This window comes from Paraniabella ginsengisoli, from assembly GCF_022513635.1.
Taxonomy (GTDB): Bacteria; Bacteroidota; Bacteroidia; order Chitinophagales; family Chitinophagaceae; genus Niabella; species Niabella ginsengisoli.
The window spans coordinates 1,095,050-1,117,304 of record NZ_JAKWBL010000004.1 but is presented as its reverse complement, the minus strand read 5'-3'; the positions used below and the strand labels follow the sequence as shown (position 1 = coordinate 1,117,304).

The 22,255-nt window shown below is 39.3% G+C and carries 17 protein-coding genes and 1 pseudogene; 6 read left to right on the top strand and 12 right to left on the bottom strand.

All coding sequences use genetic code 11. The features are described from left to right. The first annotated feature begins 24 nt into the window (after positions 1–24). Complete coding sequence (locus MKP09_RS23385; protein WP_240832982.1) at positions 25–333, top strand: hypothetical protein; 309 nt, start codon at positions 25–27, stop codon at positions 331–333. A 50-nt stretch (positions 334–383) separates the two neighbouring features. On the opposite strand, the gene priA is transcribed toward MKP09_RS23385, so the two are convergent. The 4 genes from priA to MKP09_RS23365 are packed head-to-tail and all read right to left on the bottom strand — an operon-like array spanning position 384 to position 3,755. After that, on the bottom strand, positions 384–1,811 hold the full coding sequence (gene priA, locus MKP09_RS23380) for a replication restart helicase PriA (RefSeq protein WP_240833371.1): 1,428 nt from the start codon (positions 1,809–1,811) through the stop codon (positions 384–386). Beyond that, the gene (locus tag MKP09_RS27660) at positions 1,718–2,398 is read right to left on the bottom strand and encodes a DEAD/DEAH box helicase family protein (protein WP_240832980.1); all 681 of its coding nucleotides are present in this window, start codon (positions 2,396–2,398) and stop codon (positions 1,718–1,720) included. The genes priA and MKP09_RS27660 overlap by 94 nt, the downstream gene beginning before the upstream one ends. An 11-nt stretch (positions 2,399–2,409) precedes the next feature. Continuing rightward, complete coding sequence (locus MKP09_RS23370) at positions 2,410–2,880, bottom strand: primosomal protein N' family DNA-binding protein (RefSeq protein WP_240832978.1); 471 nt, start codon at positions 2,878–2,880, stop codon at positions 2,410–2,412. A gap of 14 nt (positions 2,881–2,894) precedes the next feature. Next, on the bottom strand, positions 2,895–3,755 hold the full coding sequence (locus MKP09_RS23365; protein WP_240832976.1) for a lysophospholipid acyltransferase family protein: 861 nt from the start codon (positions 3,753–3,755) through the stop codon (positions 2,895–2,897). 269 nt (positions 3,756–4,024) lie between these two features. On the opposite strand from MKP09_RS23365, the gene MKP09_RS23360 reads away from it, so the two are divergent. From MKP09_RS23360 to MKP09_RS23345, 4 genes are all read left to right on the top strand, one after another. Continuing rightward, entirely contained in the window at positions 4,025–4,171 is a 147-nt protein-coding gene (locus tag MKP09_RS23360) for a hypothetical protein (protein WP_240832973.1), read from the top strand. Then, positions 4,165–5,472 (top strand): sulfatase family protein, encoded by a 1,308-nt coding sequence (locus tag MKP09_RS23355; protein WP_240832971.1) that lies wholly within the window; start codon positions 4,165–4,167, stop codon positions 5,470–5,472. Before MKP09_RS23360 ends, MKP09_RS23355 begins: the two co-directional genes overlap by 7 nt. 143 nt (positions 5,473–5,615) lie before the next feature. After that, positions 5,616–6,059 carry a hypothetical protein gene (locus MKP09_RS23350; RefSeq protein ID WP_240832969.1) on the top strand — a complete coding sequence of 148 codons (444 nt, stop codon included), beginning with the start codon at positions 5,616–5,618 and terminating at the stop codon, positions 6,057–6,059. Beyond that, positions 6,056–6,904, top strand: coding sequence for a MiaB/RimO family radical SAM methylthiotransferase (locus MKP09_RS23345; RefSeq protein WP_240832967.1), 849 nt, complete (start codon positions 6,056–6,058; stop codon positions 6,902–6,904). The genes MKP09_RS23350 and MKP09_RS23345 overlap by 4 nt, the downstream gene beginning before the upstream one ends. Position 6,905: 1 nt before the next feature. On the opposite strand, the gene MKP09_RS23340 is transcribed toward MKP09_RS23345, so the two are convergent. From MKP09_RS23340 to rpoB, 5 genes are all read right to left on the bottom strand, one after another. Then, entirely contained in the window at positions 6,906–7,349 is a 444-nt protein-coding gene (locus MKP09_RS23340; RefSeq protein WP_240832965.1) for an OmpH/Skp family outer membrane protein, read from the bottom strand. A gap of 1 nt (position 7,350) precedes the next feature. After that, entirely contained in the window at positions 7,351–7,512 is a 162-nt protein-coding gene (locus MKP09_RS23335) for a hypothetical protein (RefSeq protein WP_240832963.1), read from the bottom strand. Between the two features lie 191 nt (positions 7,513–7,703). Continuing rightward, complete coding sequence (locus MKP09_RS28745; RefSeq protein ID WP_240832961.1) at positions 7,704–9,251, bottom strand: hypothetical protein; 1,548 nt, start codon at positions 9,249–9,251, stop codon at positions 7,704–7,706. 104 nt (positions 9,252–9,355) lie between these two features. Beyond that, entirely contained in the window at positions 9,356–11,923 is a 2,568-nt protein-coding gene (gene rpoC / locus MKP09_RS28740; protein ID WP_240833370.1) for a DNA-directed RNA polymerase subunit beta', read from the bottom strand. Between the two features lie 260 nt (positions 11,924–12,183). After that, positions 12,184–15,987, bottom strand: coding sequence for a DNA-directed RNA polymerase subunit beta (gene rpoB / locus MKP09_RS23320; RefSeq protein WP_240832959.1), 3,804 nt, complete (start codon positions 15,985–15,987; stop codon positions 12,184–12,186). A gap of 250 nt (positions 15,988–16,237) precedes the next feature. Between rpoB and MKP09_RS23315 the strand changes: the two genes are divergently transcribed. Continuing rightward, positions 16,238–17,212, top strand: a complete 975-nt coding sequence (locus tag MKP09_RS23315) for a ComEA family DNA-binding protein (protein WP_240832958.1) — start codon at positions 16,238–16,240, stop codon at positions 17,210–17,212. On the opposite strand, the gene MKP09_RS23310 is transcribed toward MKP09_RS23315, so the two are convergent. From MKP09_RS23310 to tyrS, 3 genes and pseudogenes are all read right to left on the bottom strand, one after another. After that, a complete protein-coding gene (locus tag MKP09_RS23310) occupies positions 17,209–18,357 on the bottom strand; it encodes a hypothetical protein (RefSeq protein WP_240832957.1) in 1,149 nt (382 codons plus the stop codon). The two genes, MKP09_RS23315 and MKP09_RS23310, sit on opposite strands and share 4 nt — an antisense overlap. Continuing rightward, the gene (locus tag MKP09_RS23305) at positions 18,335–20,008 is read right to left on the bottom strand and encodes a hypothetical protein (RefSeq protein ID WP_240832956.1); all 1,674 of its coding nucleotides are present in this window, start codon (positions 20,006–20,008) and stop codon (positions 18,335–18,337) included. Before MKP09_RS23305 ends, MKP09_RS23310 begins: the two co-directional genes overlap by 23 nt. 741 nt (positions 20,009–20,749) lie before the next feature. Then, positions 20,750–21,978, bottom strand: a pseudogene (tyrS, locus tag MKP09_RS23300) (tyrosine--tRNA ligase). Positions 21,979–22,255 lie beyond the last annotated feature (277 nt).

Genomic DNA, 22,255 nt, shown 5'->3' with positions numbered 1-22,255 from the left:
GATGTTGGCATTTATAAAAGTCCGATGTTTAAGCGTATGGAAGTGAATGGCAGCAAAGTGAATTTGTATTTTGATAACGCACCAAACGGATTTAAATTAAACAACGGTAAATCCGCAACAGAATTTTACATTGCCGGTGCTGATAAAAACTTTTTACCAGCAACCGTTAAAATAGAAAAAGAGAAACTTGTTGTTTTTAATTCAAAAATAAAAGATCCAGTTGCAGTGCGCTTTTCATTTAGCAACACCGCCATGTCAAATATTTTTAGCAAAGAAGGACTGCCTGTTGCGCCTTTCAGGACAGATGATTGGGGGTGGATACGAGTAAAGTGAAGTAGGAAAGACAATAATCCATCGACTATCAACCATCGACTTTCCTCCCCCTACACCCCATCCACATCAGGAATTACCACAACAGATTTGTATCTTTTTTCCTGGTGCAATATTGCGATTTGATCTAAAATATCTTTTTTGCATTGCGCTAAAATGCTTCCGCTTCGCGGCAGCTTTAATAAAAGTTCCATCAGGTAATTATTTCTTACCCGATTTACAACAGGTTCGGCGGGGCCGGTAATATTGTTTACATAACGATTTGATAAAGCATTCGCAAAAATTTTTGCAGCATCATGCACCACGTCTTTTATCTTATTTCTGAAAGTGAGTTTTATAATTCTTGAAAATGGCGGATAAAAAAATTGTTCGCGCCTTATTTTCTCTTCATTGTATAAGGCATCATAATCATGTTGTTGCACCTGCATCAAAACCGGATGTGTTGGCTGAGCGGTTTGTACCAATACTTTTCCTCTTCCGTGTTTTCTACCAGCACGGCCACTTACCTGTTCCATCAATTGATACGCTCTTTCGTTTACCCTAAAATCTGCAAAGGATAAAATACCATCGGCATCTAAAATGCCCACCAGATCTACATGTTCAAAATCCAGGCCCTTAACAACCATTTGCGTTCCAACTAATATTTCAATCTTTTGTTGTTCAAATGTTTGTATTAACTGATCATGTGCGTTTTTGCCTCGCACCGTATCCATATCCATCCTACCCGTTTTGGCCTCTGGAAAAAATTCCTGTAAAGCTTCTTCTATACGTTCTGTCCCAAACTGTCGGTGTACAAAATCATGGCTGCCACATGCGGCGCAGGTATGCATAGGTGGATAAGTAGTGCCGCAATAATGACAAGCCAATTGGTTTCTGAACTTATGAAAAGTAAGCGATACATCGCAATACTTGCATTGTGGCACCCAACCGCAAACATTGCATCGCTGATAAGGTGTATAACCGCGTCTGTTCTGAAAAAGAATTACTTGCTTTTTATTATCTAAAGATTGCTGAATGGCATCACGCAAGGGTTGCGTAAGAATAGTTTCATTCTCAGTTTTAAAACGAAACTTGCGCGTATCAATCATTTCAAGCGATGGCATTTCAATGTCTCCGTATCGTTGTGTTAATTTTACCAGTCCGTATTTTTCTTTTTTAGCATTATGATAAGACTCTAAAGAAGGCGTGGCACTTCCTAATAAAACTTTGCAACCATCAAACAATGAAGACATATAAATGGCAGCATCCCGCGCATGGTAACGTGGCGCAGGTTCCATTTGTTTGTAAGAAGTATCATGTTCTTCATCGCAAATAATAAAACCAAGGCTTTCAAAAGGTAGAAACATGGCGGAACGTGCTCCCAATACGATCTTCAGCTCCCCGTCTTTTACCTTATTCCATATTTCGATTCTTTCATTCTGTGAAAACTTAGAATGATATACTCCGATATGTCCGCCAAAATGTTTTTGTAACCTTCTGATAGTTTGAGATGTGAGTGCAATTTCCGGCAACATATATAACACCTGCTTTCCCCCTTCAGATATTCTTCAATAAGCCGTATATATATTTCCGTCTTCCCGCTCGACGTAACACCATGTAATAAACAGATTTCTTTCTCTATAAAAGATGATCGTATTTCCCTTAAAGCCGCGTCCTGCGCCGATGACAGCTCAAAATTAATATCAATGCTTTTTGCCGACTGTTTGATGCGATCAACCGTTCGTTTTTCTGTAAGTAAAATACCTTTGTCAACAAGGCCTTTTAACTGCGCATCAGAGGCTCCGGACTTTTTAAGCAATGCGGATTTGGTTATCTCGCCTTCTGTTTTTTGAAAATGCAAATACGCAAGTAATAATTCCATTTGTTTTTCGGCGCGTTGCAAGCGCTTGTCCTCGTTCAGTAACTGTTCCAAAGACGCTTCAGTAGTGTATTCCGGACCGAGCTGAATATACGTTTCCTTTTTAGGCGAATAGGTTTCCTTCAACGCTTCCCACACATAACAAACCTGTTTTTTTATCAATGAATTGATTACAGGATACACATGTGACGAATCCAAAATCTGCTGCACTTCGGCCAGCTTTAATTCTTTTTTATAAGCAAGGCTTCGGCCACCAGGTATTCTTCATTGCCCAAATCCGTAAAATCTTCGCCAGCCTCTTCGTTAAAAACCAAAATGGTTTCGCTACTTAATTTGAAATGAGCCGGTAAAGCTGCCGCCATTACTTCCCCTTCGGTACACATGTAATATGCCGCTATCCATTGCCACAAGTCCAATTGTTGCTGATATACAACCGGCTCAACATCCAATATGTTTAAAATTTCTTTTGGCTCGAAAAGATCTGGTGCATTTTTATGTAAGCGCTTAATGACTCCAGCATATCTTTTACTTTTTCCCAGGTTCACCTCTACCCTGCATCCCACTTTAACTGTATCTAATAAATGTGGAGGCACCACCCAGGTATAGTTTAGCGGTAATGCAAGTGGCACAATCACTTCAGCAAAAACGAACGCATCTTGAGCTGAATTATATAGATCCTGTTGGTGTGGCATGTGTTGCAATATAGTTACTGTTTTGAAATCCAGGACGCATTATGCGCTATGAGGGCCTTTTCCATTTCCGAAAACACCTTATCTCGCAATGCTGAAACATCATGCATGGTTAATCCGTCCACAGATATTTCTTTTAAATATACTACTCTGCTTTTACCAGGGTTTAATGAAAAGACAGTACCATAATGCATCCTGTCAAAAGTATCTAAAAACAGAACCGGCTTAACAGGAGTTTGTGTTTCAATAGCCAACTTAAAAGCACCATTATAAAATTCCTTCAACGCCTGGCCGGTTTCATTAAATGTGCCTTCCGGAAAAACAAATATTGAAATGCCTTTGTTTAGAATAGATCGCATCAATCTTAAACTAAGCGCACGGTGTTGAGCGTCGCTTCGATCAACGGTTACAATAGCGTATTTATAAATAAAACCGAATACAGGGATTTTCGTCATCTCTATTTTTCCCAATGGGCGCAAAGGCTTCCTGAAAACTTTTACCAGCATGGGTATATCGAGATAAGAAATATGATTGGCGACAATGATATATTTTTTGGTATCCTCAAACGGCGCTTCATAAATTCGCCTAACAAAAATAAAAGTCAATGCAAACCAAATGTCGGACCATAAAGTGCACAAACGATAAATAGCATTACCACCCTTTATTCTGCCAAAAAAACTGGCGACGATTACAAAAGGAAAAATAAGCAGCATTGACGCAACAAATATGATGGCGGCGTATATACTATATAAAAATCGTAGCACTTTCATTCCAGAAGCAAATGTAATTGATATGTTGAAAGGATAAACTAATGAAACTTCTGCCACGAATGCACGAATATGCGTTAAAGGCATATTTGTGTATAATTTTGGTATCACACTGTCTATATTTTTTCAACTCAAGAGTTATTTCTAATAGAAAAACGATTGACACAGAACCATTTTCTATATTTCTATGCGATCAATAAGCGATTTATTTCAGCATCAAATCATTTATATATTCGTGCATTTTGTGGCAAAAAATTGATGTATTTTACGTCGTATATTACATGCCGTTTATGTAGGATGAAATATAGTCGGGACGATAAACTGAGCGTAGCAATACCGATGCTCTATATTCAAATGCTGGATTCATAACATATTTTATTATGAGAAAAATTTTTACCTCAAGCTTGATTTTATTATCTGTGTTTGCGATTGCACAAAACCAACAATCTCAAAAGCCCAATATTCTTTTTGCCTTGCCGACGACTGGGGCTGGCCGCATGCGGGTGTTTATGGAGATAAAGTGGTAAAAACACCCAATTTTGATAGGGTTGCTACAGAAGGGGTGTTGTTCAACCATGCATTTGTTTCAAGCCCTTCTTGTACGCCAAGCAGAAATGCCTTTATTACTGGAAAATATTTTTGGGGGCTTGGTTCGGGCGCGAATTTGTGGAGCACACTTCCCGAAAAACATCAAAGTTTTATTCATCTTCTAGCTGATGATGGATACGTAACCGGAAGAACCGTAGCCAAAACCTGGGGGCCGGGAAACTTAGATAACTGGATGGCGCATCATGGCGCGCATCCTTCGGGCAAAGCGTATAAAACTTTTGATCAGTTTCTTGACAGTACGGACGCTAAACAAAAACCTTTCTTTTTCTGGCTGGGGACAGCCGATCCGCATAGACCTTATGAAAAAGGAACGGGAGCAAAAAGTGGTATGGATATTTCAAAAGTTCATCTTTTTGAGCATTATCCAAAGTCGGATGTAGTACGCAGTGATGTTGCCGATTACTACTTTGAAGTGCAGCGTTGGGACAGGCTCGTTGGATCAGCAATTGCACAACTGGAAAAACATGGTTTGCTGGAGAATACCATTATTATTATAACCGGTGATCATGGAATGCCGTTTCCACGCGGCAAGGGCAATTTGTACGACTCGGGCGTTCGGGTTCCATTTGCTATTCGCTGGGGAAGAGAAGTGAAATCGGGAAGGATCGTTGAAGACTATATTTCATTTGCGGATATTGCTCCCACCTTGCTGGAGACCGCCGCTGTAAAGATCCCGAATGACATGAATGGCAAAAGTTTTGCAGCTGTGTTGAAGTCAGAGAAGTCGGGCTTTGTAGATCCTGAAAACCGTTCTGATATTGTTTTTGGTAGAGAGCGCCACACTATTGCTCAGGATAAACCAAGCAGAAGTGGCTACCCATCGCGCGGATACAGGAATTCAGATTTCCTGTATATCCGGAATTACCAACCTGAATTGTGGCCTGCAGGTACAGACAAACGTGATTCCAACCGCAAACTAACACCGTTTTCTGATTGTGATGGCGGGCCTACCAAAAATTTTATTGTCACTAATAAGGATAAAAATGATGAGCTGCTACGGACATTTCAGCTTGCCTTTGCTAAAAGACCGGCTGAAGAACTTTATGATTTAAAGAAAGATCCCGGACAGGTAAATAATATTGCGAATGATAAAGCCTATGCAAAGGTTTTAAAAACGATGAAAGATAAATTACAAAGAAGGTTAACGGTTCTTAATGATCCCAGGGCAAAAAACCCTGACTATGACGGGTTTTACCAATATCCTTATTTTGGAGAGTGAGTTTAGCAAGTGGTAAATGGCAAATAGTGAGTAGCCAAAAGATGTAACAATAAGCGCGTGCTTGCTACCTACTTCCTATGACCTACTTACTACTCGCTATTAGCTTTTCACCATTCAATCAAAAAAACTACCTTTGCAGCCTTATGCAGGGCGCAAAATCAGTAGCTTTTCACACATTGGGATGTAAATTAAATTATTCCGAAACCTCTTCCATTTCACGGCTGATGGAAAATGAAGGGTTTGTGAAAAAGGAATTTACTGAGGCCGCCGATGTTTACGTGATCAACACCTGCTCTGTTACCGAAAATGCGGACAAAGAATGCCGCCAATTGGTGCGCCGTATTCAAAGGAAAACACCCGAAAGCATTGTGGTAATTACCGGCTGTTATGCACAGCTAAAACCTAAAGAAATAGCTGAAATTCCCGGAGTAGATTTGGTATTAGGCGCTGCGGAAAAGTTCAATATCACAAAACATATCAAAGAAATATCGAAAGGAGATTCGGCTAAAATATGCAGTTGCGATATTGAGGAAGTTACAGGTTTTAATACATCATTTTCAATAAACGACAGAACACGTACTTTTTGAAAGTACAGGATGGTTGTGATTACAACTGCTCATTTTGTACAATACCAATGGCACGTGGTAAAAGCCGAAGCGACAGCATTGCCAATGTGGTTAAAAGTGCTGAAAATATTGCTGCAAGCGGCGCTAAGGAAATTGTACTTACAGGAATTAACTTGGGCGATTTTGGCAAAGGCCCGGATGGAAATGCGCCTGTTTCTTTTATGAACAGGGAAGAAAATTTTTTCTCTTTAATAAAAGAATTAGATCAGATCGATGGCATCGAACGATTTCGGATATCATCTATCGAGCCCAATTTACTTACTAACGAAATTGTTGAATTTGTAGCAAACAGCAGGAAATTTATGCCGCATTTTCACATCCCATTGCAAAGCGGAAGCAACAAAGTTTTGGGTATGATGCGACGTAGATATAAAAGGGAATTATATGCAGAACGCGTTGGTTTAATAAAAACGCTAATGCCGCATTGCTCCATTGGTGTTGATGTGATTGTTGGTTTTCCCGGAGAAACAGAAACCGAGTTTAAAGAAACCTATGATTTTTTACACGCATTGGATATTTCTTACCTGCATGTTTTTACTTATTCCGAAAGAGATAATACGCATGCTCTTTCTTTAGGCCCTGTGGTACCAATACATACGCGTCATGAAAGAAACAAAGCGCTTCGCAATCTATCTTACATGAAAATGCAATACTTCGAAGCGCAACATGCAGGGCAAACACGCAAAGTGCTTTTTGAAAATCATAACAAAAACGGAATGATGGAAGGTTATACAGATAATTATATCCGTGTAAGTGTTCCTTATAAAACTGATTGGGAGAACAGTATTATTGAATGGGCTTTGTAGGCTATTCTTTTTTACTGGATGAGCTGTATTGTTGATTTAGACCTTTAAGTACTTCACTGGTTATATCATTAGCCGGATTGCTGTAATAGAAAAAGCCTGGTTCATAAGAAAAGATGAATGAATAGGTACCATCTGCATTAAACTTCTTCAGATAATCTTGTATGTCCTTCATCAAGCTTAAGTTTTTAGAACTCGCCCATTGCCCGAATTCTTGATCTAACGCCTGCCTTTTCTCCATCATAGTTCTTTGCGTTGACTCCATATCCTCTCTTGCGGCTATAGCCTGCTCTTCGGTCATTGTTGCAGCTCTTTGCTGATATCCGTTTAGTTTTGAATTATACGCAGCCTGCATTTTATCAGCCTCGTTGTTAATGGCGTCCCGCCTTTTTTCTACTTCCGAAGTTACTTTCTTTGCAAGCTCATACTTGTTCTGAATCGAATCCATATTAGTAAGCGATAAGCGTTGTCTTAACAGAAGTCGAATCGTTACTTTTTAAATTTCTGCCCGCAATAACAGCCGAATCGGAACTGTTTGTAAACTGCTTATATAACAAATACGAAACCGCAATCACCAATAAAGCATTTACAACTAATAACGCTTGCTTCATAAATCACAAATAGTTTTAAACTGCAATATAATAATCAAATAAAGAAAAAAACCTTGTTAACCTCTTTCTTATGAAAGGCTTAACGGAATAAGAGCCAAAAGTTAAGTGTTAATAAATAAATCTCCAACTTTATTAAACAAAAAAGGAGCAGTAATACTGCTCCTTGCGTTTCTTGTTATAAATAAAACTAGTTATTCTTCTTCGTCGAAAGCCATTGCTTCCCGTGTTGTTTGCAACAACTCGTACTCTTCTTTGCTTCCTACGATCATATTTTCAAACTCACGAAGACCTGTACCTGCTGGTATGTGGTGACCGGTAATAACGTTCTCTTTCAAGCCCAGCATATCATCTGACTTACCGTGTATAGCGGCGGAAGACAATACCTTGGTTGTTTCCTGAAACGATGCAGCCGAGATCCAACTTTGTACACCCAACGACGCTTTGGTAATACCCAGCAATGTTGGAGCTGAAGTTGCAGGTTGTGCATCTCTAAACTCAACAGGTTTTTTATCATTGCGGCGCAATACAGAGTTTTCTTCTCTTAAATCACGCAAGCTGATAATTTGTCCTGCACGAAGTTTGGTAGAATCTCCTGGTTCGGTAACTACTTTCTTCTCGTACACATAATCGTTCTCGTCTACAAATTCAAATTTATCTACCAAGTCATCTTCAAGGAAACGAGTATCTCCTGGATCAACAATGCTTACTTTACGCATCATCTGGCGAACGATCACCTCAATGTGCTTGTCATTGATTCTTACACCTTGTAAACGATACACTTCCTGAATCTCGTTCACTACATACTGTTGTACAGCGAAAGGACCTTGAATAGAAAGAATATCCTGAGGAGAAACCTGGCCATCACTTAACGAAGTACCGGCTTTTACGAAGTCGCCATCCTGAGCCAGTATTTGTCTTGTAAGAGGTACCAGGTATTTTCTGGTTACACCATCTTTAGCTTCAATAATGATCTCGCGGTTACCACGTTTGATAGCACCCATTGTTACCACACCGTCGATTTCAGAAACTACAGCAGGGTTACTTGGATTACGTGCTTCAAACAATTCTGTTACACGAGGCAGACCACCCGTGATATCTTTCAGTTTACCTAAAATACGTGGAATCTTCACTAACACCTTACCAGCTTTCACTTCAGATCCTTCATCCAACATGATATGGCTACCAGTAGGTAAGTTGTAAGACTTCTCTGTTTTTCCTTCTAAAAGAATGGAAGGTATTTTAGTTTTATCTCTTGTTTCAATTACCACTTTCTCACGGTGACCCGTTTGCTCGTCAGACTCTTCACGGTAAGTTACACCTTCAATTACATTATCAAACTTAAGAATACCATCTACCTCTGCAACGATAACGTTGTTATATGGATCCCATGAACAGATCGCATCCCCTTTAGAAACTTTCTGTCCGTCTTTCACCAACAAGGTAGAACCGTAAGGAATATTATTTGTAATTAATAACCTGTCGGCTTTAGTATCAATGATACGTGCTTCACCTGTACGGCCAATTACCACTTTTACATCATCGCCTTCTGCATTTGTTGTTACAACAGAACGTACGCCATCAAACTGAATGGTACCATCAAATTTTGCAACAAGCTTAGATTCTACCGAAGCAGAACCGGCAACACCACCTACGTGGAAGGTACGAAGTGTAAGCTGTGTACCAGGCTCACCAATCGACTGTGCAGCAATGATACCAACGGCATCACCTCTTTGTGCCAATATGCCTGAAGCCAGGTTTTTACCATAACACCTAACGCAACATCCGCGCTTGCTTTCGCAGGTTAATACAGAACGTATTTCTATTGACTCGATACCAGAATCTTCTATTTTTTAGCAACAGAAGCAGAAATCTCTGTACCAGCTTCGATGATCAATTCTTCTGTTAAAGGATTATATACATCATGCAATGAGGTACGGCCTTCGATCCTGTCTGATAATGGTTCAATAATGTCTTCATTATCTTTTAATGCTGAAATATTGATGCCACGTAATGTACCGCAATCTTCTTCGTTAATAACCACATCCTGCGATACATCCACCAAACGACGTGTTAAGTAACCTGCATCAGCCGTTTTTAACGCTGTATCTGCAAGACCTTTACGTGCACCGTGTGTTGAGATAAAGTAATCCAATACATTCAAACCATTTTTAAAGTTAGAAAGGATCGGGTTCTCAATGATCTCAGAACCTGTAGAGCCTGATTTTCTTGGCTTCGCCATCAAACCTCTGATACCAGCCAACTGTTTGATCTGCTGTTTGGAACCACGCGCTCCAGAATCCAACATCATATAAACAGAGTTGAACCCTTGTTTGTCAGTCGCCAATTCACGGATCAAAGTTTCTGTAAGCCTTGTATCTACACGGCTCCAGATATCAACGATCTGGTTATAACGCTCGTTATTGGTGATAAGACCCATGTTATAGTTCTCCCAAACCTCATCAACTTCAACTTTCGCATTATCCAGTAATTCCTGTTTGATTTCTGGGATGATCAAATCGTTAATACTAAACGATAAACCACCCTGGAAGGCTGTGCGGAAACCTAATTGCTTAATATCATCTAAGAACTTAGCAGTTTTAGGTACATTGGTAATTTCAATGATATCACCAATAATTTCACGCAGGGCCTTTTTTGTTAATAGCGCATTTACAAACCCTACTTCTTTTGGTACGTGCTGATTAAAAATCACACGGCCAACGGTAGTTTCAATCAGCTTATTTTCTATTTCACCAGTATCGTTGTTACGTACATTAGCTTTCACTTTAATATAAGCGTGAAGATCAACACGCTTTTCATTATAAGCAATAACTACTTCTTCCGCAGAATAAAAAGCTTTGCCTTCGCCACGTACAGGTTCTTCTTCAGTAGATTTTTTACCTTTTGTAATATAGTATAAACCAAGTACCATGTCCTGAGAAGGAAGGGTGATTGGTGTACCATTTTGTGGGTTCAAAATGTTGTGAGAAGCCAGCATTAATAACTGTGCTTCCAAAACTGCAGCATTGCTTAAAGGCACGTGAACCGCCATTTGGTCACCATCGAAATCGGCGTTGAACGCTGCAGTAACCAATGGGTGAAGCTGAATCGCTTTTCCCTCGATCAATTTAGGCTGGAAGGCCTGAATTGATAAACGGTGCAGTGTTGGGGCACGGTTTAACATGATCGGGTGGCCTTTCAAAATATTTTCAAGGATATCCCAAATAACAGCTTCTTTTTTATCTACCAGTTTCCTTGCAGATTTTACTGTTTTTACGATACCTCTTTCAATTAATTTACGAATGATAAATGGCTTGAACAGTTCCGCAGCCATATCTTTTGGTAAACCACATTCGTGCATTTTCATTTCAGGACCTACCACGATAACCGAACGACCAGAATAGTCTACACGTTTACCTAATAAGTTCTGACGGAAACGACCTTGTTTACCTTTTAATACATCGCTCAAAGATTTTAATGCACGCCCGCCTTCTGCTTTTACAGCATTAGACTTACGGCTATTATCAAACAATGAGTCGATCGCTTCCTGAAGCATGCGTTTTTCATTACGTAAGATCACTTCCGGTGCTTTAATTTCCATCAAACGTTTCAAACGGTTGTTACGGATGATAACGCGACGGTATAAATCGTTCAGATCAGAAGATGCAAAACGGCCACCGTCCAATGGAACTAAAGGACGAAGTTCTGGAGGAATTACAGGAATATATTGCATTACCATCCACTCTGGGCGGTTCGTAATACGTGTATTCGCATCGCGGAAAGCTTCCACAACACTCAAACGTTTTAAGGCGTCTGCTTTACGCTGCTGAGAAGTTTCAGTAGCCGCAGAGTTTCTTAAATCGAATGACAACTGATCCAGATCAATTCTTTGCAACAAATCATGAACCGCTTCAGCACCCATCTTAGCAATGAATTTTTGCGGATCATCATCAGGCAAATACTGGTTGTCTTTTGGTAAGGCGTCCAGTATATCTAAGTATTCTTCTTCTGTAAGTAAATCACCGTAACCCTGGCCTTTGTCTTCGCGCACACCGGCTTGTATTACCACATAACGTTCGTAGTAAATGATGGTTTCTAATTTCTTAGAACTCATTCCTAACAAGTAACCGATTTTATTAGGCAAAGATTTAAAGTACCATATATGCACCACCGGAACCACTAATTTAATGTGGCCCATTCTTTCGCGACGCACTTTCTTTTCAGTTACTTCAACACCACAACGGTCGCACACAATGCCTTTGTAACGAATACGCTTGTACTTGCCACAAGCACATTCATAGTCCTTTACAGGACCAAATATTCTTTCGCAAAACAAACCATCACGTTCGGGTTTGTAAGTACGATAGTTAATTGTTTCTGGCTTCAATACTTCACCAAAACTTCTTTCTAAGATTGTATCTGGTGATGCAAGGCCAATGGTTATTTTCGAAAACGCTGCTTTTGGACGATTTTCTTTTTTGTAGCCATCTTTTTATTTCTGATTTAAGATGTAGGACTCTTGCTGCTGCTCAAATCCTACATCTCGTTTTAAAAAGTTTTTATTTAGTCAACTTTTGTGCTTCTATCATCTTCGTTCCGCCAACTGGCGGACTCTTCAACACTTGAATATAAATCCTCTGTCTTTCGGTCTTACCGACTTTCTGACTTCCCGACTTACTCAAACGTAAGATCTAAACCTAAGCCTCTCAACTCATGTACTAACACATTGAATGATTCAGGAACACCGGCGCGAGGTACATTTTCACCTTTTACAATACTTTCGTATGTTTTAGCGCGACCAATGATATCATCAGACTTGATTGTTAACAACTCCTGAAGAATGTTAGATGCACCATAAGCTTCCAATGCCCAAACCTCCATCTCACCAAAACGCTGACCACCGAACTGAGCTTTACCACCCAGTGGTTGCTGTGTAATTAATGAGTATGGTCCGATAGAACGTGCGTGCATTTTATCATCCACCATGTGGTGAAGTTTGATCATATAAATAACACCTACAGTTGCTTTCTGGTGGAAGCGATCTCCGGTTTCTCCGTCATACAGGTAAGTGTGTCCAAACTTAGGTATACCTGCATCGGCACAATATCCTTCAATTTCTTCGGTAGATGCGCCATCAAAAATTGGCGTAGCGAATTTCACACCCAGTTCTTTACCAGCCCATCCTAAAACAGTTTCGTAAATCTGTCCAAGGTTCATACGAGAAGGTACACCAAGTGGATTCAATACAATGTCAACAGGAGAACCATCTTCTAAGAAAGGCATGTCTTCCTGACGAACAATTTTTGCTACGATACCTTTATTACCGTGGCGACCCGCCATTTTATCACCCACTTTCAGCTTACGCTTAACAGCAAGGTAAACTTTAGCCAGCTTCAACACACCTGCAGGCAATTCATCACCTATAGAAATATTGAACTTCTCTCTTTTATAACGGCCCAATTCTTCGTTGAACTTGATGTTATAGTTGTGCAATAAAGTATTTACCTGATGGTTGATCTTTTCATCAGAAGTCCAGTTTAGCGGATTGATGTTTGCGTAATCAAGAGAAGCAAGATTTTTAGCGTTGAATTTTGAGCCTTTACCAATCACCACTTCATCGAAACTGTTCAATACACCTACAGAGTTTTGATTCTCTAATAAAGTACCCAGTTTTTCCAAAAGCACATTTAATATATCCTGCTCATTCTTCTCGTGAATTCTATCTAACTTTTCAATAGCTGCTTTTTCTCTAACCTTGCCGTTTTTATCTTTCTTAGCGCGTTGAAACAATTTCTTGCCAATTACCACGCCTTCTACTCCGTTCGGCGCTTTTAAAGAAGCGTCTTTTGCATCACCGGCTTTATCACCAAAGATGGCGCGAAGTAATTTCTCTTCCGGAGTTGGATCGCTTTCTCCTTTTGGAGTGATCTTTCCGATTAAGATATCGCCTTCTTTAATTTGCGCACCAATGCGAATGATACCGTGCTCGTCAAGGTCTTTGGTAGCTTCTTCCGAAACGTTAGGAATATCAGCAGTTAATTCTTCTTCACCTAATTTAGTATCGCGTACTTCCAATTCATATTCAGAAATATGGATAGAAGTAAACATATCTTCTTTTACTACACGCTCGCTAATTACGATCGCATCCTCAAAATTGTAACCTTTCCAAGGCATGAACGCTACTTTTAGGTTTTTACCTAAAGCCAGTTCACCATTTTGAGTTGCATAACCCTGAGTAAGAAAATCTCCTGTTTTTACTTTTTGCCCTTTTTTCACAGTTGGCATCAGGTTAATACAAGACTCCTGGTTGGTTTTGATGAATTTAGTCATCTTATAAACCTTCAGGTCTTCCTCAAAGCTTACCAGCTTTTCATTTACATCTCTATCGTAACGAACATGGATTTCATTTGCATCTACAAATTCAACCACACCATTTCCTTCTGCATGAAGTTGGATCCTTGAATCGCGAGCTGCTTTTCCTTCAAGGCCTGTGCCCACAATCGGAGCATCGGGACGCAATAACGGAACTGCCTGACGTTGCATGTTTGATCCCATCAACGCACGGTTGGCATCATCATGCTCCAGGAAAGGAATCAGGGAAGCACTCAAACCTACAATCTGGTTTGGCGCTACGTCCATATATTCAACTTCGTTTTTATCAAGTATCGGGAAATCGCCCGTTTCGCGACTTGCTACCCTATCATTTACAAAACTTCCGCTATCATCCAGCGGCGCGTTTGCCTGTGCAATTTTCGCTTCATCTTCTTCTTCCGCGCTTAAGAAATTAAGCTTTTTCATATTCACTTTACCATTTTCTACTTTATGGTAAGGTGTTTCAATAAAGCCCATCTCATTAATCGTTGCATGAACGCAAAGAGTAGAGATCAAACCAATGTTTGGACCTTCGGGCGTTTCAATTGTACACAAACGACCATAGTGCGAATAGTGTACGTCACGAACCTCAAAGCCCGCACGCTCGCGGCTTAGACCACCTGGCCCGAGCGCTGAAATACGACGTTTGTGTGTGATTTCAGATAACGGATTGGTTTGATCAAGGAACTGAGATAATTGAGAAGTACCAAAGAAAGAGTTGATCACTGAAGAAAGTGTTCTTGCATTGATCAAATCTACAGGGGTAAATACCTCATTATCGCGAACGTTCATTCTTTCACGAATGGTACGGGCCATACGAGCCAGACCTACACCAAACTGAGCATACAACTGCTCTCCTACTGTACGTACACGACGGTTGCTTAAGTGATCAATATCATCGATCTCTGCTTTACCATTTGTTAGGCGAACCAGGTATTTGATGATCTCAATGATATCTAACTTAGTTAAGGTTTTTTGTACCAAAGGCGCATCAATATTCAACTTTCGGTTGATTTTGTAGCGACCTACTTCTCCAAGATCGTAACGTTTATCACTAAAGAATAATTTATCGATAATACCACGAGCCGTTTCGTTATCAGGAGCATCAGCACCGCGTAATTGGCGATAGATAAACTGAACCGCTTCCAGCTCGCTGTTAGATGTATCCTTATTTAACGTATTATATATAATAGCGTAATCTCCACCCACATCTTCCCGTTGAACGAAAACGCTCTTCACTTCCATATCGGCGATAGTGTCGATCGCTTCTTCGTCCAACACGGTATCCCGCTCCATCACAATTTCGTTACGCTCGATAGAAACAACTTCCCCAGTATCTTCATCCACAAAGTCTTCAACCCAGGTACGTAACACACGAGCAGCCAATCTTTTTCCGATGTATTTTTCCAAAGCCTTTCTTTCGCCTGCTACTTCATCTGCCATACCAAACAGCTCAAGAATATCCTTGTCCGTTTCGTAACCAATAGAACGCAATAATGTAGTAACCGGGAATTTTTTCTTACGATCAATATACGCATACATTACATTATTAATGTCTGTAGCGAACTCCATCCATGCACCTTTAAAAGGAATGACACGCGCAGAGTAGATTTTGGTACCATTCGGGTGAACCGACTGGCCAAAGAATACGCCAGGAGAACGGTGTAACTGAGAAACCACCACACGCTCAGCACCATTGATCACAAAGGTACCACGAGGTGTCATGTAAGGAATATTACCCAGGAACACATCCTGAACGATTGTTTGGAAGTCGACATGCTCTTCATCGTTACAGCTTAAGCGTAATTTAGCTTTAAGCGGAACGGCATAGGTTAAGCCACGCTCCATACATTCGTCGATAGAATAACGGGGCGGATCGATAAAGTAATCTAAGAACTCCAGCACAAAGATGTTCCTTGTATCCGTAATCGGAAAGTTATCCTTGAACACACGGAATAAGCCTTCAATGTCGCGCTTATCGGGTGTGGTTTCCAATTGGAAAAACTCTTTGAAAGACTGGATTTGAATTTCGAGCAAATCGGGTGTTTCAGCTAAGTGCTTGATTTTACCGAAATTAACTCTTGATTTTACGCTTGTAGCAGACATAAATATTACACCGGTTTTAATGATTGAACCATAGAAATGCCAAAAAGGAAGACTTTTATCTCTAAAAGAAATCCCGTTGAAATTCAATTACTTGAATACATTTCGTAAGTAAAAATTTTATTGGCCAAAATAAAAAGGACTGCAAAGTTAGTGGAAAAATAATTAGGAAAAAAGTTATTAGCAATAATTTTGCCAAATTTAGTTTTGAAAGGAGGTTGTATAAATCGTAAATTTATGAAAACTGCTAACTATGGGACTGAAACACACCATAAAAGAGTTATCCACTTTTTCAAAAAAGGAACGTATTGCCATTATAATCATACTATTTATCGTTTTGATTGTGGCTCTTTTGCCTTTTTACAATTTCGGCTCGCAGCGTTCAAACGAAACAGTTTTGGACTCCTCATTGGTTGCTGAAAGTCATAAACTGAAAGAACCGTCGAATGAGAATGATTCAATTTTAGAACCAGGGGTGAGCCCCACCAATTATCAAATTGATAAAGCGGAAGATGCTGACGGCAACTCATCAAAAATTGTTCTTTTTACTTTTGATCCTAACATCTTAGATTCAGATGGATTTAAGAAACTCGGGCTTCGGGACAGAACCATAAAAACAATTTTAAATTACCGGAACAAGGGAGGAAACTTTCGTAAACCTGATGATTTTAAGAAGATATATAACCTACGGCAAGATGAATTTGAGAGATTGAAGCCCTATATTTCTATCGAAAGTGCAAACCATTCAAAATCGAATAGTAATGTAAAATATCAGAAATTATCAACTACAAATGCTGTCATTTCGGAAAACAAACCGAAATACCAGCGTAAAATAATCGAAATTAATATGGCCGATGCTGCGGCATATGAATCTTTATATGGCATAGGCAATAAGCTTGCTTTGCGGATTATCAATTTTCGTGAAAAACTCGGTGGCTTCTATTCAATAGATCAAGTTGGCGAAACTTACGGAGTACCTGATTCCACTTTTCAAAAAATAAAATCGCAATTGAAGCTAAGCTCAACTTCAATAAGAAAGATAAATATTAACTCCACCAACTATGACGAATTGAATGGCCATCCGTATATTAATAAGCGGACAGCCTACCTTATTTTAAAGCAAAGAAAAGAGAAGGGCAACTTTCAATCTATCGAGGAGGTCAGAAATATAGTTTCCCAAACAAATGACAGTTTTGAAAAAATTGCGCCTTATATTAAAATTGATTAACGGTTTATTACTTTCACAACCTTGCTGTAAGTTTGAGATCCATCTTTATCTACTTGTTTTATCCTTATAAAAAGTTGACTATTTTCAGTTTCCTGCAAACCGGCTTCGCCCTTAGTGCAGGACGCAGTTCCTACTGAACTAATAACCATAACAGCGAGGAGAAATGATGGCCATGATTTCCTGCGCCATGAGAAAAATAATAAGATGACCAAAAATGGTATTCCAAGCAAAATGGTTGTCCCGCTCATAGAAATAGTCGTATCATAATGTTGAGGCATTTCACTGTTGCCGTTTTTAGACTGGACGGTTTTTATAGTTTCAAAACGAACACCATTGCGGGATAACTGAACTTCGAAGTAATCATTGTTCGTTTCTTTAAAAGTTGTCCATCCAATGTTCATTTCTCCATGTTGCTGAACAGCCTGAATTTCTCCAAAATTTATGGGCAAAGGAGTATCAGATATTAAAACAATATCGTCTATCCCAAAACTCCCTGAGTTGGGGTTAACACTGGAATTTAAAAACTCAATGTTCATAGCGCTTCCCGTCGGAATGGTAATCGTTGATTGAAAATAATACCAGCCAGTAGTTCCGCTGCCAGAAGGCAGAATGGGAGAAAAGGTTACTGTATTTCCATCGACGGTTACGTTTACTATTAAAGAGCTACCGTCTTCCATAGTTCTCGCTTTCCTAACGCCAAAAGCAAGCTTGATATTCGTTGCTCCGCGAATATAGATTTGATTAATCCGTAAATAAGACGCACTGTTACCACTAATGTTAACATAATTACCGCCAGATGCGCTTGGATAGCCGGACGAAGTACTAGAATTGTCTTTGATTCTAGTAGTGCTGCCTGTTGGTGCTTCAATTTGAATATCCCTTACTCCATAGTTTTGAAATCCGGTATAAGTGCGCGCAGTTGGCTCGGAAGTGCCGACCGAAGTTTCACCTATATTTTCCATAAAAACAGTTTGCTGCGAATTAGCGTGTAATACTGACAAAAACACGAAGGCACCTGATAATGCCAAGGAGGTTAGCTTTTTCATAAGTGTTAGCGTTTGGTATCCTAAATATAAAAAAATCCATAAAATTTTTATGGATTTTTTTAGCTGATTGGAAATCTTATTTGTAAATAATCTTTTCAACTTTTGAATAGTGAACTGTATTATCGGCATCAATCTGGCCAATACGAATGAACTTTATCATCTCCTTGCTAACATCTACCTGGACATCAGTTTTTTTGCAGGAAATGATTGTAATACCGATTAGTACAATCACTAGCCGCAGCATTGAGAATGTTTTCTTTCTCTTTATTGTCGGAAACAAGGCCAAAAAGACAATAGCTAATGCGAAAAAAGACAATAATGAAAATCCAGCCATAGCAACGTTTTCGAACATTTTTTCAAAACTATATTCAAGTGGTTTATCCGAATTGCCATTCCTGGCGCCGGACATCACGGTGCCAATTTCCATCCAGCTTTTTCCGTCAGCAGAACCTTCAATTACAAACTCTTTGTTATTTGTTTCGAAGAGCGTCATCCAATTTACTTTCAAAATATTATGCTGCATCATTGCGCTTATAGGTCCATAATTAACAGGTAGCGCATCGTTTGATGCAACAAATGCTTCAAATACCTGCAATTCATTTCCAACACCTGTAAAATTACCAACCGTCAGCTTCACTTCATCAAAATCTTCGGTGGTAGCGAAACCAATAATACTCATAGTTCCGGTCGAGGTCATTCCAGATAGCAACTCTGAACTTAAAGCGCTTAGATTTATCAAATCACTATTTGATATAGTTTCGACCAATACACCATTATTATATGTAGCTATTTCAATTCCAGTAAGTGCTCCGATATCAATCAGGCCATTGTCTCCTTTTACAATAAACCCCACGTATTCATCGTTCGTGAATGTATGAGCAGGAGTCACAACTGCCAACGAAGCAGAACTTGCTGCACTTGCACTAATTACAGAATTATTGATCGCCACATAATTAGTATGATCGCCATCAATTAGATTATCCATCGATTGAGAATACTCTAAAATACTGGCACCAATCAAACCGGTATTATCTCCGCTAACGGCAACACCCATATCATTGCCATGGTCATTGGCCAAATGAGTATATTCTGTCAGTACAGGATTTGGTGCGCAAAAGCCCTTAACTACTGCATTATAAATTAGAACTGAGCCAATATTGGCCTCAAGGAAACCTTCGCTAAAGTCAATTTTAATTTCATCAAATACTGTCCCCGCTGTTACTAAAAAACCAATTGTTTGCTTTGCGGTACCTGAAATCACAGCAGTCTCAATCAGATCAAGACCTGACTTCGCTTGAACTAATGTTCCATTATTCAGTACCGATATTGTAATATTATTAAGTATACCAAGATTAATTAATGACACGCTTTCCATTTCAAAACCAGCAAAATAGCCTTTAGGCAAACTTCCTTCTGATAGGCTAACAGAAAGATATGCGCCCCCGACAACATTCAGCGATGTGTTTATAGTTGCAAAATCGGAAGCGATGCTGTTTACAATATTTTCTGAATTTGATACTGAAATTAAACCTACACTACCCGTTGTGCCAAAACTTACATTAGCCGGATAGTTATTTTGGACTAAAGGTGTCATTACATTACATGTAACTGTTTGCGCATAGACGATTGTGTTGGTAATAAAAAATAACAAGCCAAACAACAGCTTCAATGCAGGGCTTCTTAACTGAAAGATAGAACCAATTTTCTTTACATAGAATAATGGTGGTACGATGAGGTAGGTGCTTTTCATAAAAAAATTTTAGAGGTGATGAAATAAGTGTCTTTACATTAGTGTGTGATTTAGCTGAGAAAGGTGTTTCCGAAAGTTCCTCAGAGTTTGGACAACGTTGCTTGAAAAGGAGTGGTGTTTTTTACAAAAGGGTGCTTTCAATGGTTAGCAACGGCTGTTCGTGAGATACAGTAGAAATAAATTGATACACAACTAAGTAAAATCTAATAGCGAGACAGACTTTGCCTGATACCGCTACTCTTTTTAAGAGTGGTTTAAAAAACAGGGATTTCTGCTATAAAATTGATCTTAATAATCCGCTCTATTGCGAAAATGATCTTAGCGCAATATAAGAGAGTAGAAAAAGATAATGGTAAAAATGAGGTTAGCATTTTTACAATAAGTATGGCATATACATTTCATAAGCTATGCATTTATCCTCTAGGCTAAGAAGCGCAAGAAGTATTAAAAAATAAGCCGGTATTAGCCGCAGAGGTTATTTGTTATGCACAATAGGTTAGAAGTTTTAGTATCGCTTATCAGCCAACTCAAACGCTAATAAACAGCTTCATTTGTAAACATCTGCCTTTTAACAAGGGTAATTATAGGCTTGCAACAATTCCTTATAAATATAATACATTTTTTTCAAATAAACAATATGTTGTATTTATTTTTATCATACTTTTAATTGTCAGTTAGTCAATTAATTGCATTGATAAAAAGGAATTATCAATTGATAGGATATTTTAATATTTTCTCGAATCAACCTACTTCAACCAGATAATAATTTTTCTTTCCCTTCTGCAGTAAAAGATATTTTTCGTGTAACAGAAAACCAAAGTCAATTGATTGTTGTATGTCATCCATTTTTTTACGATTAAGTTGTATGCCTCCCCCTTGGATTAACTTGCGCGCCTCTCCCTTGCTGGATGCTACATTGGTCTCGGCTAATAGGCTTACGATATCAATACCTGCCTCTATCTTTTCCTTTTCAATGTTTGATTTGATCACGCCAGCCATGCTTTCCAGATCGTCAATGCTCATTTCATCTGCAGGTTTGGATTGATTCGCAAAAAGCTTCTCTGTAGTTTCAATTGCTTTTTCATATTCAGACTGGCCGTGAACAAACAGAGTTATTTCTTTGGCCAGTGTTTTTTGCAACAATCTTTTTGAAGCATCGTTTCGATGATCTTCAATTAGCCTGGCTATGGATGATTCATCTAAAAATGTAAAAATTTTGATCCAGCTTTCTGCATCAACATCGCTGGCGTTTAGCCAAAACTGGTAGAACTGAAAAGGGGTGGTTTTCTCAGGGTCTAACCACACATTGCCTTGTTCTGTTTTTCCAAATTTGGTGCCGTCCGCTTTTTTAATAAGCGGACAGGTAAAAGCAAAAGCCTCACCATGCGCTTTGCGACGCACAAATTCTGTTCCTGTAGTAATATTGCCCCATTGGTCGCTGCCGCCCATCTGAAGCTTACAATTGTTCTCTTTGAATAAATGATAGAAATCATAGCCTTGCATTAGCTGATAAGCAAATTCTGTATAGCTGATACCCACTTCTCCGTCAAACCTTTTTTCACACTGTCCTTCGCCATCATATAATTCACAGTAATGTGCTTGCCCGCATCCCTCAAAAAGTCAATAAATGAAATCTCTTTAAACCATTCATAGTTGTTGACCATCAATGCTCCATTAGGTTTTGACTGATCAAAATCCAGATATTTTGCAAGCTGGGCTTTAATGCCAGCAACATTTTCGGCTAATTGATTTTCATTAAGCAGGTTCCGCTCTTCACTTTTGCCGCTCGGATCTCCTATCATTCCGGTGGCACCGCCAACAAGCGCTATTGGCCTGTGCCCTGCCCTTTGCATATGTACCAGAAGTAAAATAGGGACAAGGCTTCCGATATGCAGGCTCGTTGCCGTTGGATCAAACCCTATATATCCAGAAGTAATTTCCTTTTTCAATTGCTCCTCAGTGCCAGGCATTATATCCTGCACCATTCCGCGCCATTTTAATTCTTTTATCAAATCCATGGGCGCAAAAATAAGTTTTTACGGCGTTGATCGAATATTCTGGCGTATTTGTCTAATTCTATTGCAACTTTCATCGATATTGTTAATTTTGTCAAAACGTTTTGTATTTGTCTCGTGACGGGAGGCAGAAAGTTGAATTGATTATATCCCTAAAAACTTTTCAACAGAAGGAATTAATTTTAACTGCCCCAATGGCTGACCAACTTTAATAATAACTGTTTAGTGAAAA

What these genes read in the sequence shown, in the direction of transcription:
- MKP09_RS23360 (WP_240832973.1), top strand. Translation starts at nt 4,025, where the DNA reads ATGAGAAAAATTTTTACCTCAAGCTTGATTTTATTATCTGTGTTTGCG.
- MKP09_RS23340 (WP_240832965.1), bottom strand. Translation starts at nt 7,349, where the DNA reads ATGGATTCGATTCAGAACAAGTATGAGCTTGCAAAGAAAGTAACTTCG.
- MKP09_RS23370 (WP_240832978.1), bottom strand. Translation starts at nt 2,880, where the DNA reads ATGCCACACCAACAGGATCTATATAATTCAGCTCAAGATGCGTTCGTT.
- MKP09_RS23385 (WP_240832982.1), top strand. Translation starts at nt 25, where the DNA reads ATGTTTAAGCGTATGGAAGTGAATGGCAGCAAAGTGAATTTGTATTTT.
- MKP09_RS23350 (WP_240832969.1), top strand. Translation starts at nt 5,616, where the DNA reads ATGCAGGGCGCAAAATCAGTAGCTTTTCACACATTGGGATGTAAATTA.
- MKP09_RS23305 (WP_240832956.1), bottom strand. Translation starts at nt 20,008, where the DNA reads ATGAAAAGCACCTACCTCATCGTACCACCATTATTCTATGTAAAGAAA.
- MKP09_RS23315 (WP_240832958.1), top strand. Translation starts at nt 16,238, where the DNA reads ATGGGACTGAAACACACCATAAAAGAGTTATCCACTTTTTCAAAAAAG.
- rpoB (WP_240832959.1), bottom strand. Translation starts at nt 15,987, where the DNA reads ATGTCTGCTACAAGCGTAAAATCAAGAGTTAATTTCGGTAAAATCAAG.
- MKP09_RS23335 (WP_240832963.1), bottom strand. Translation starts at nt 7,512, where the DNA reads ATGAAGCAAGCGTTATTAGTTGTAAATGCTTTATTGGTGATTGCGGTT.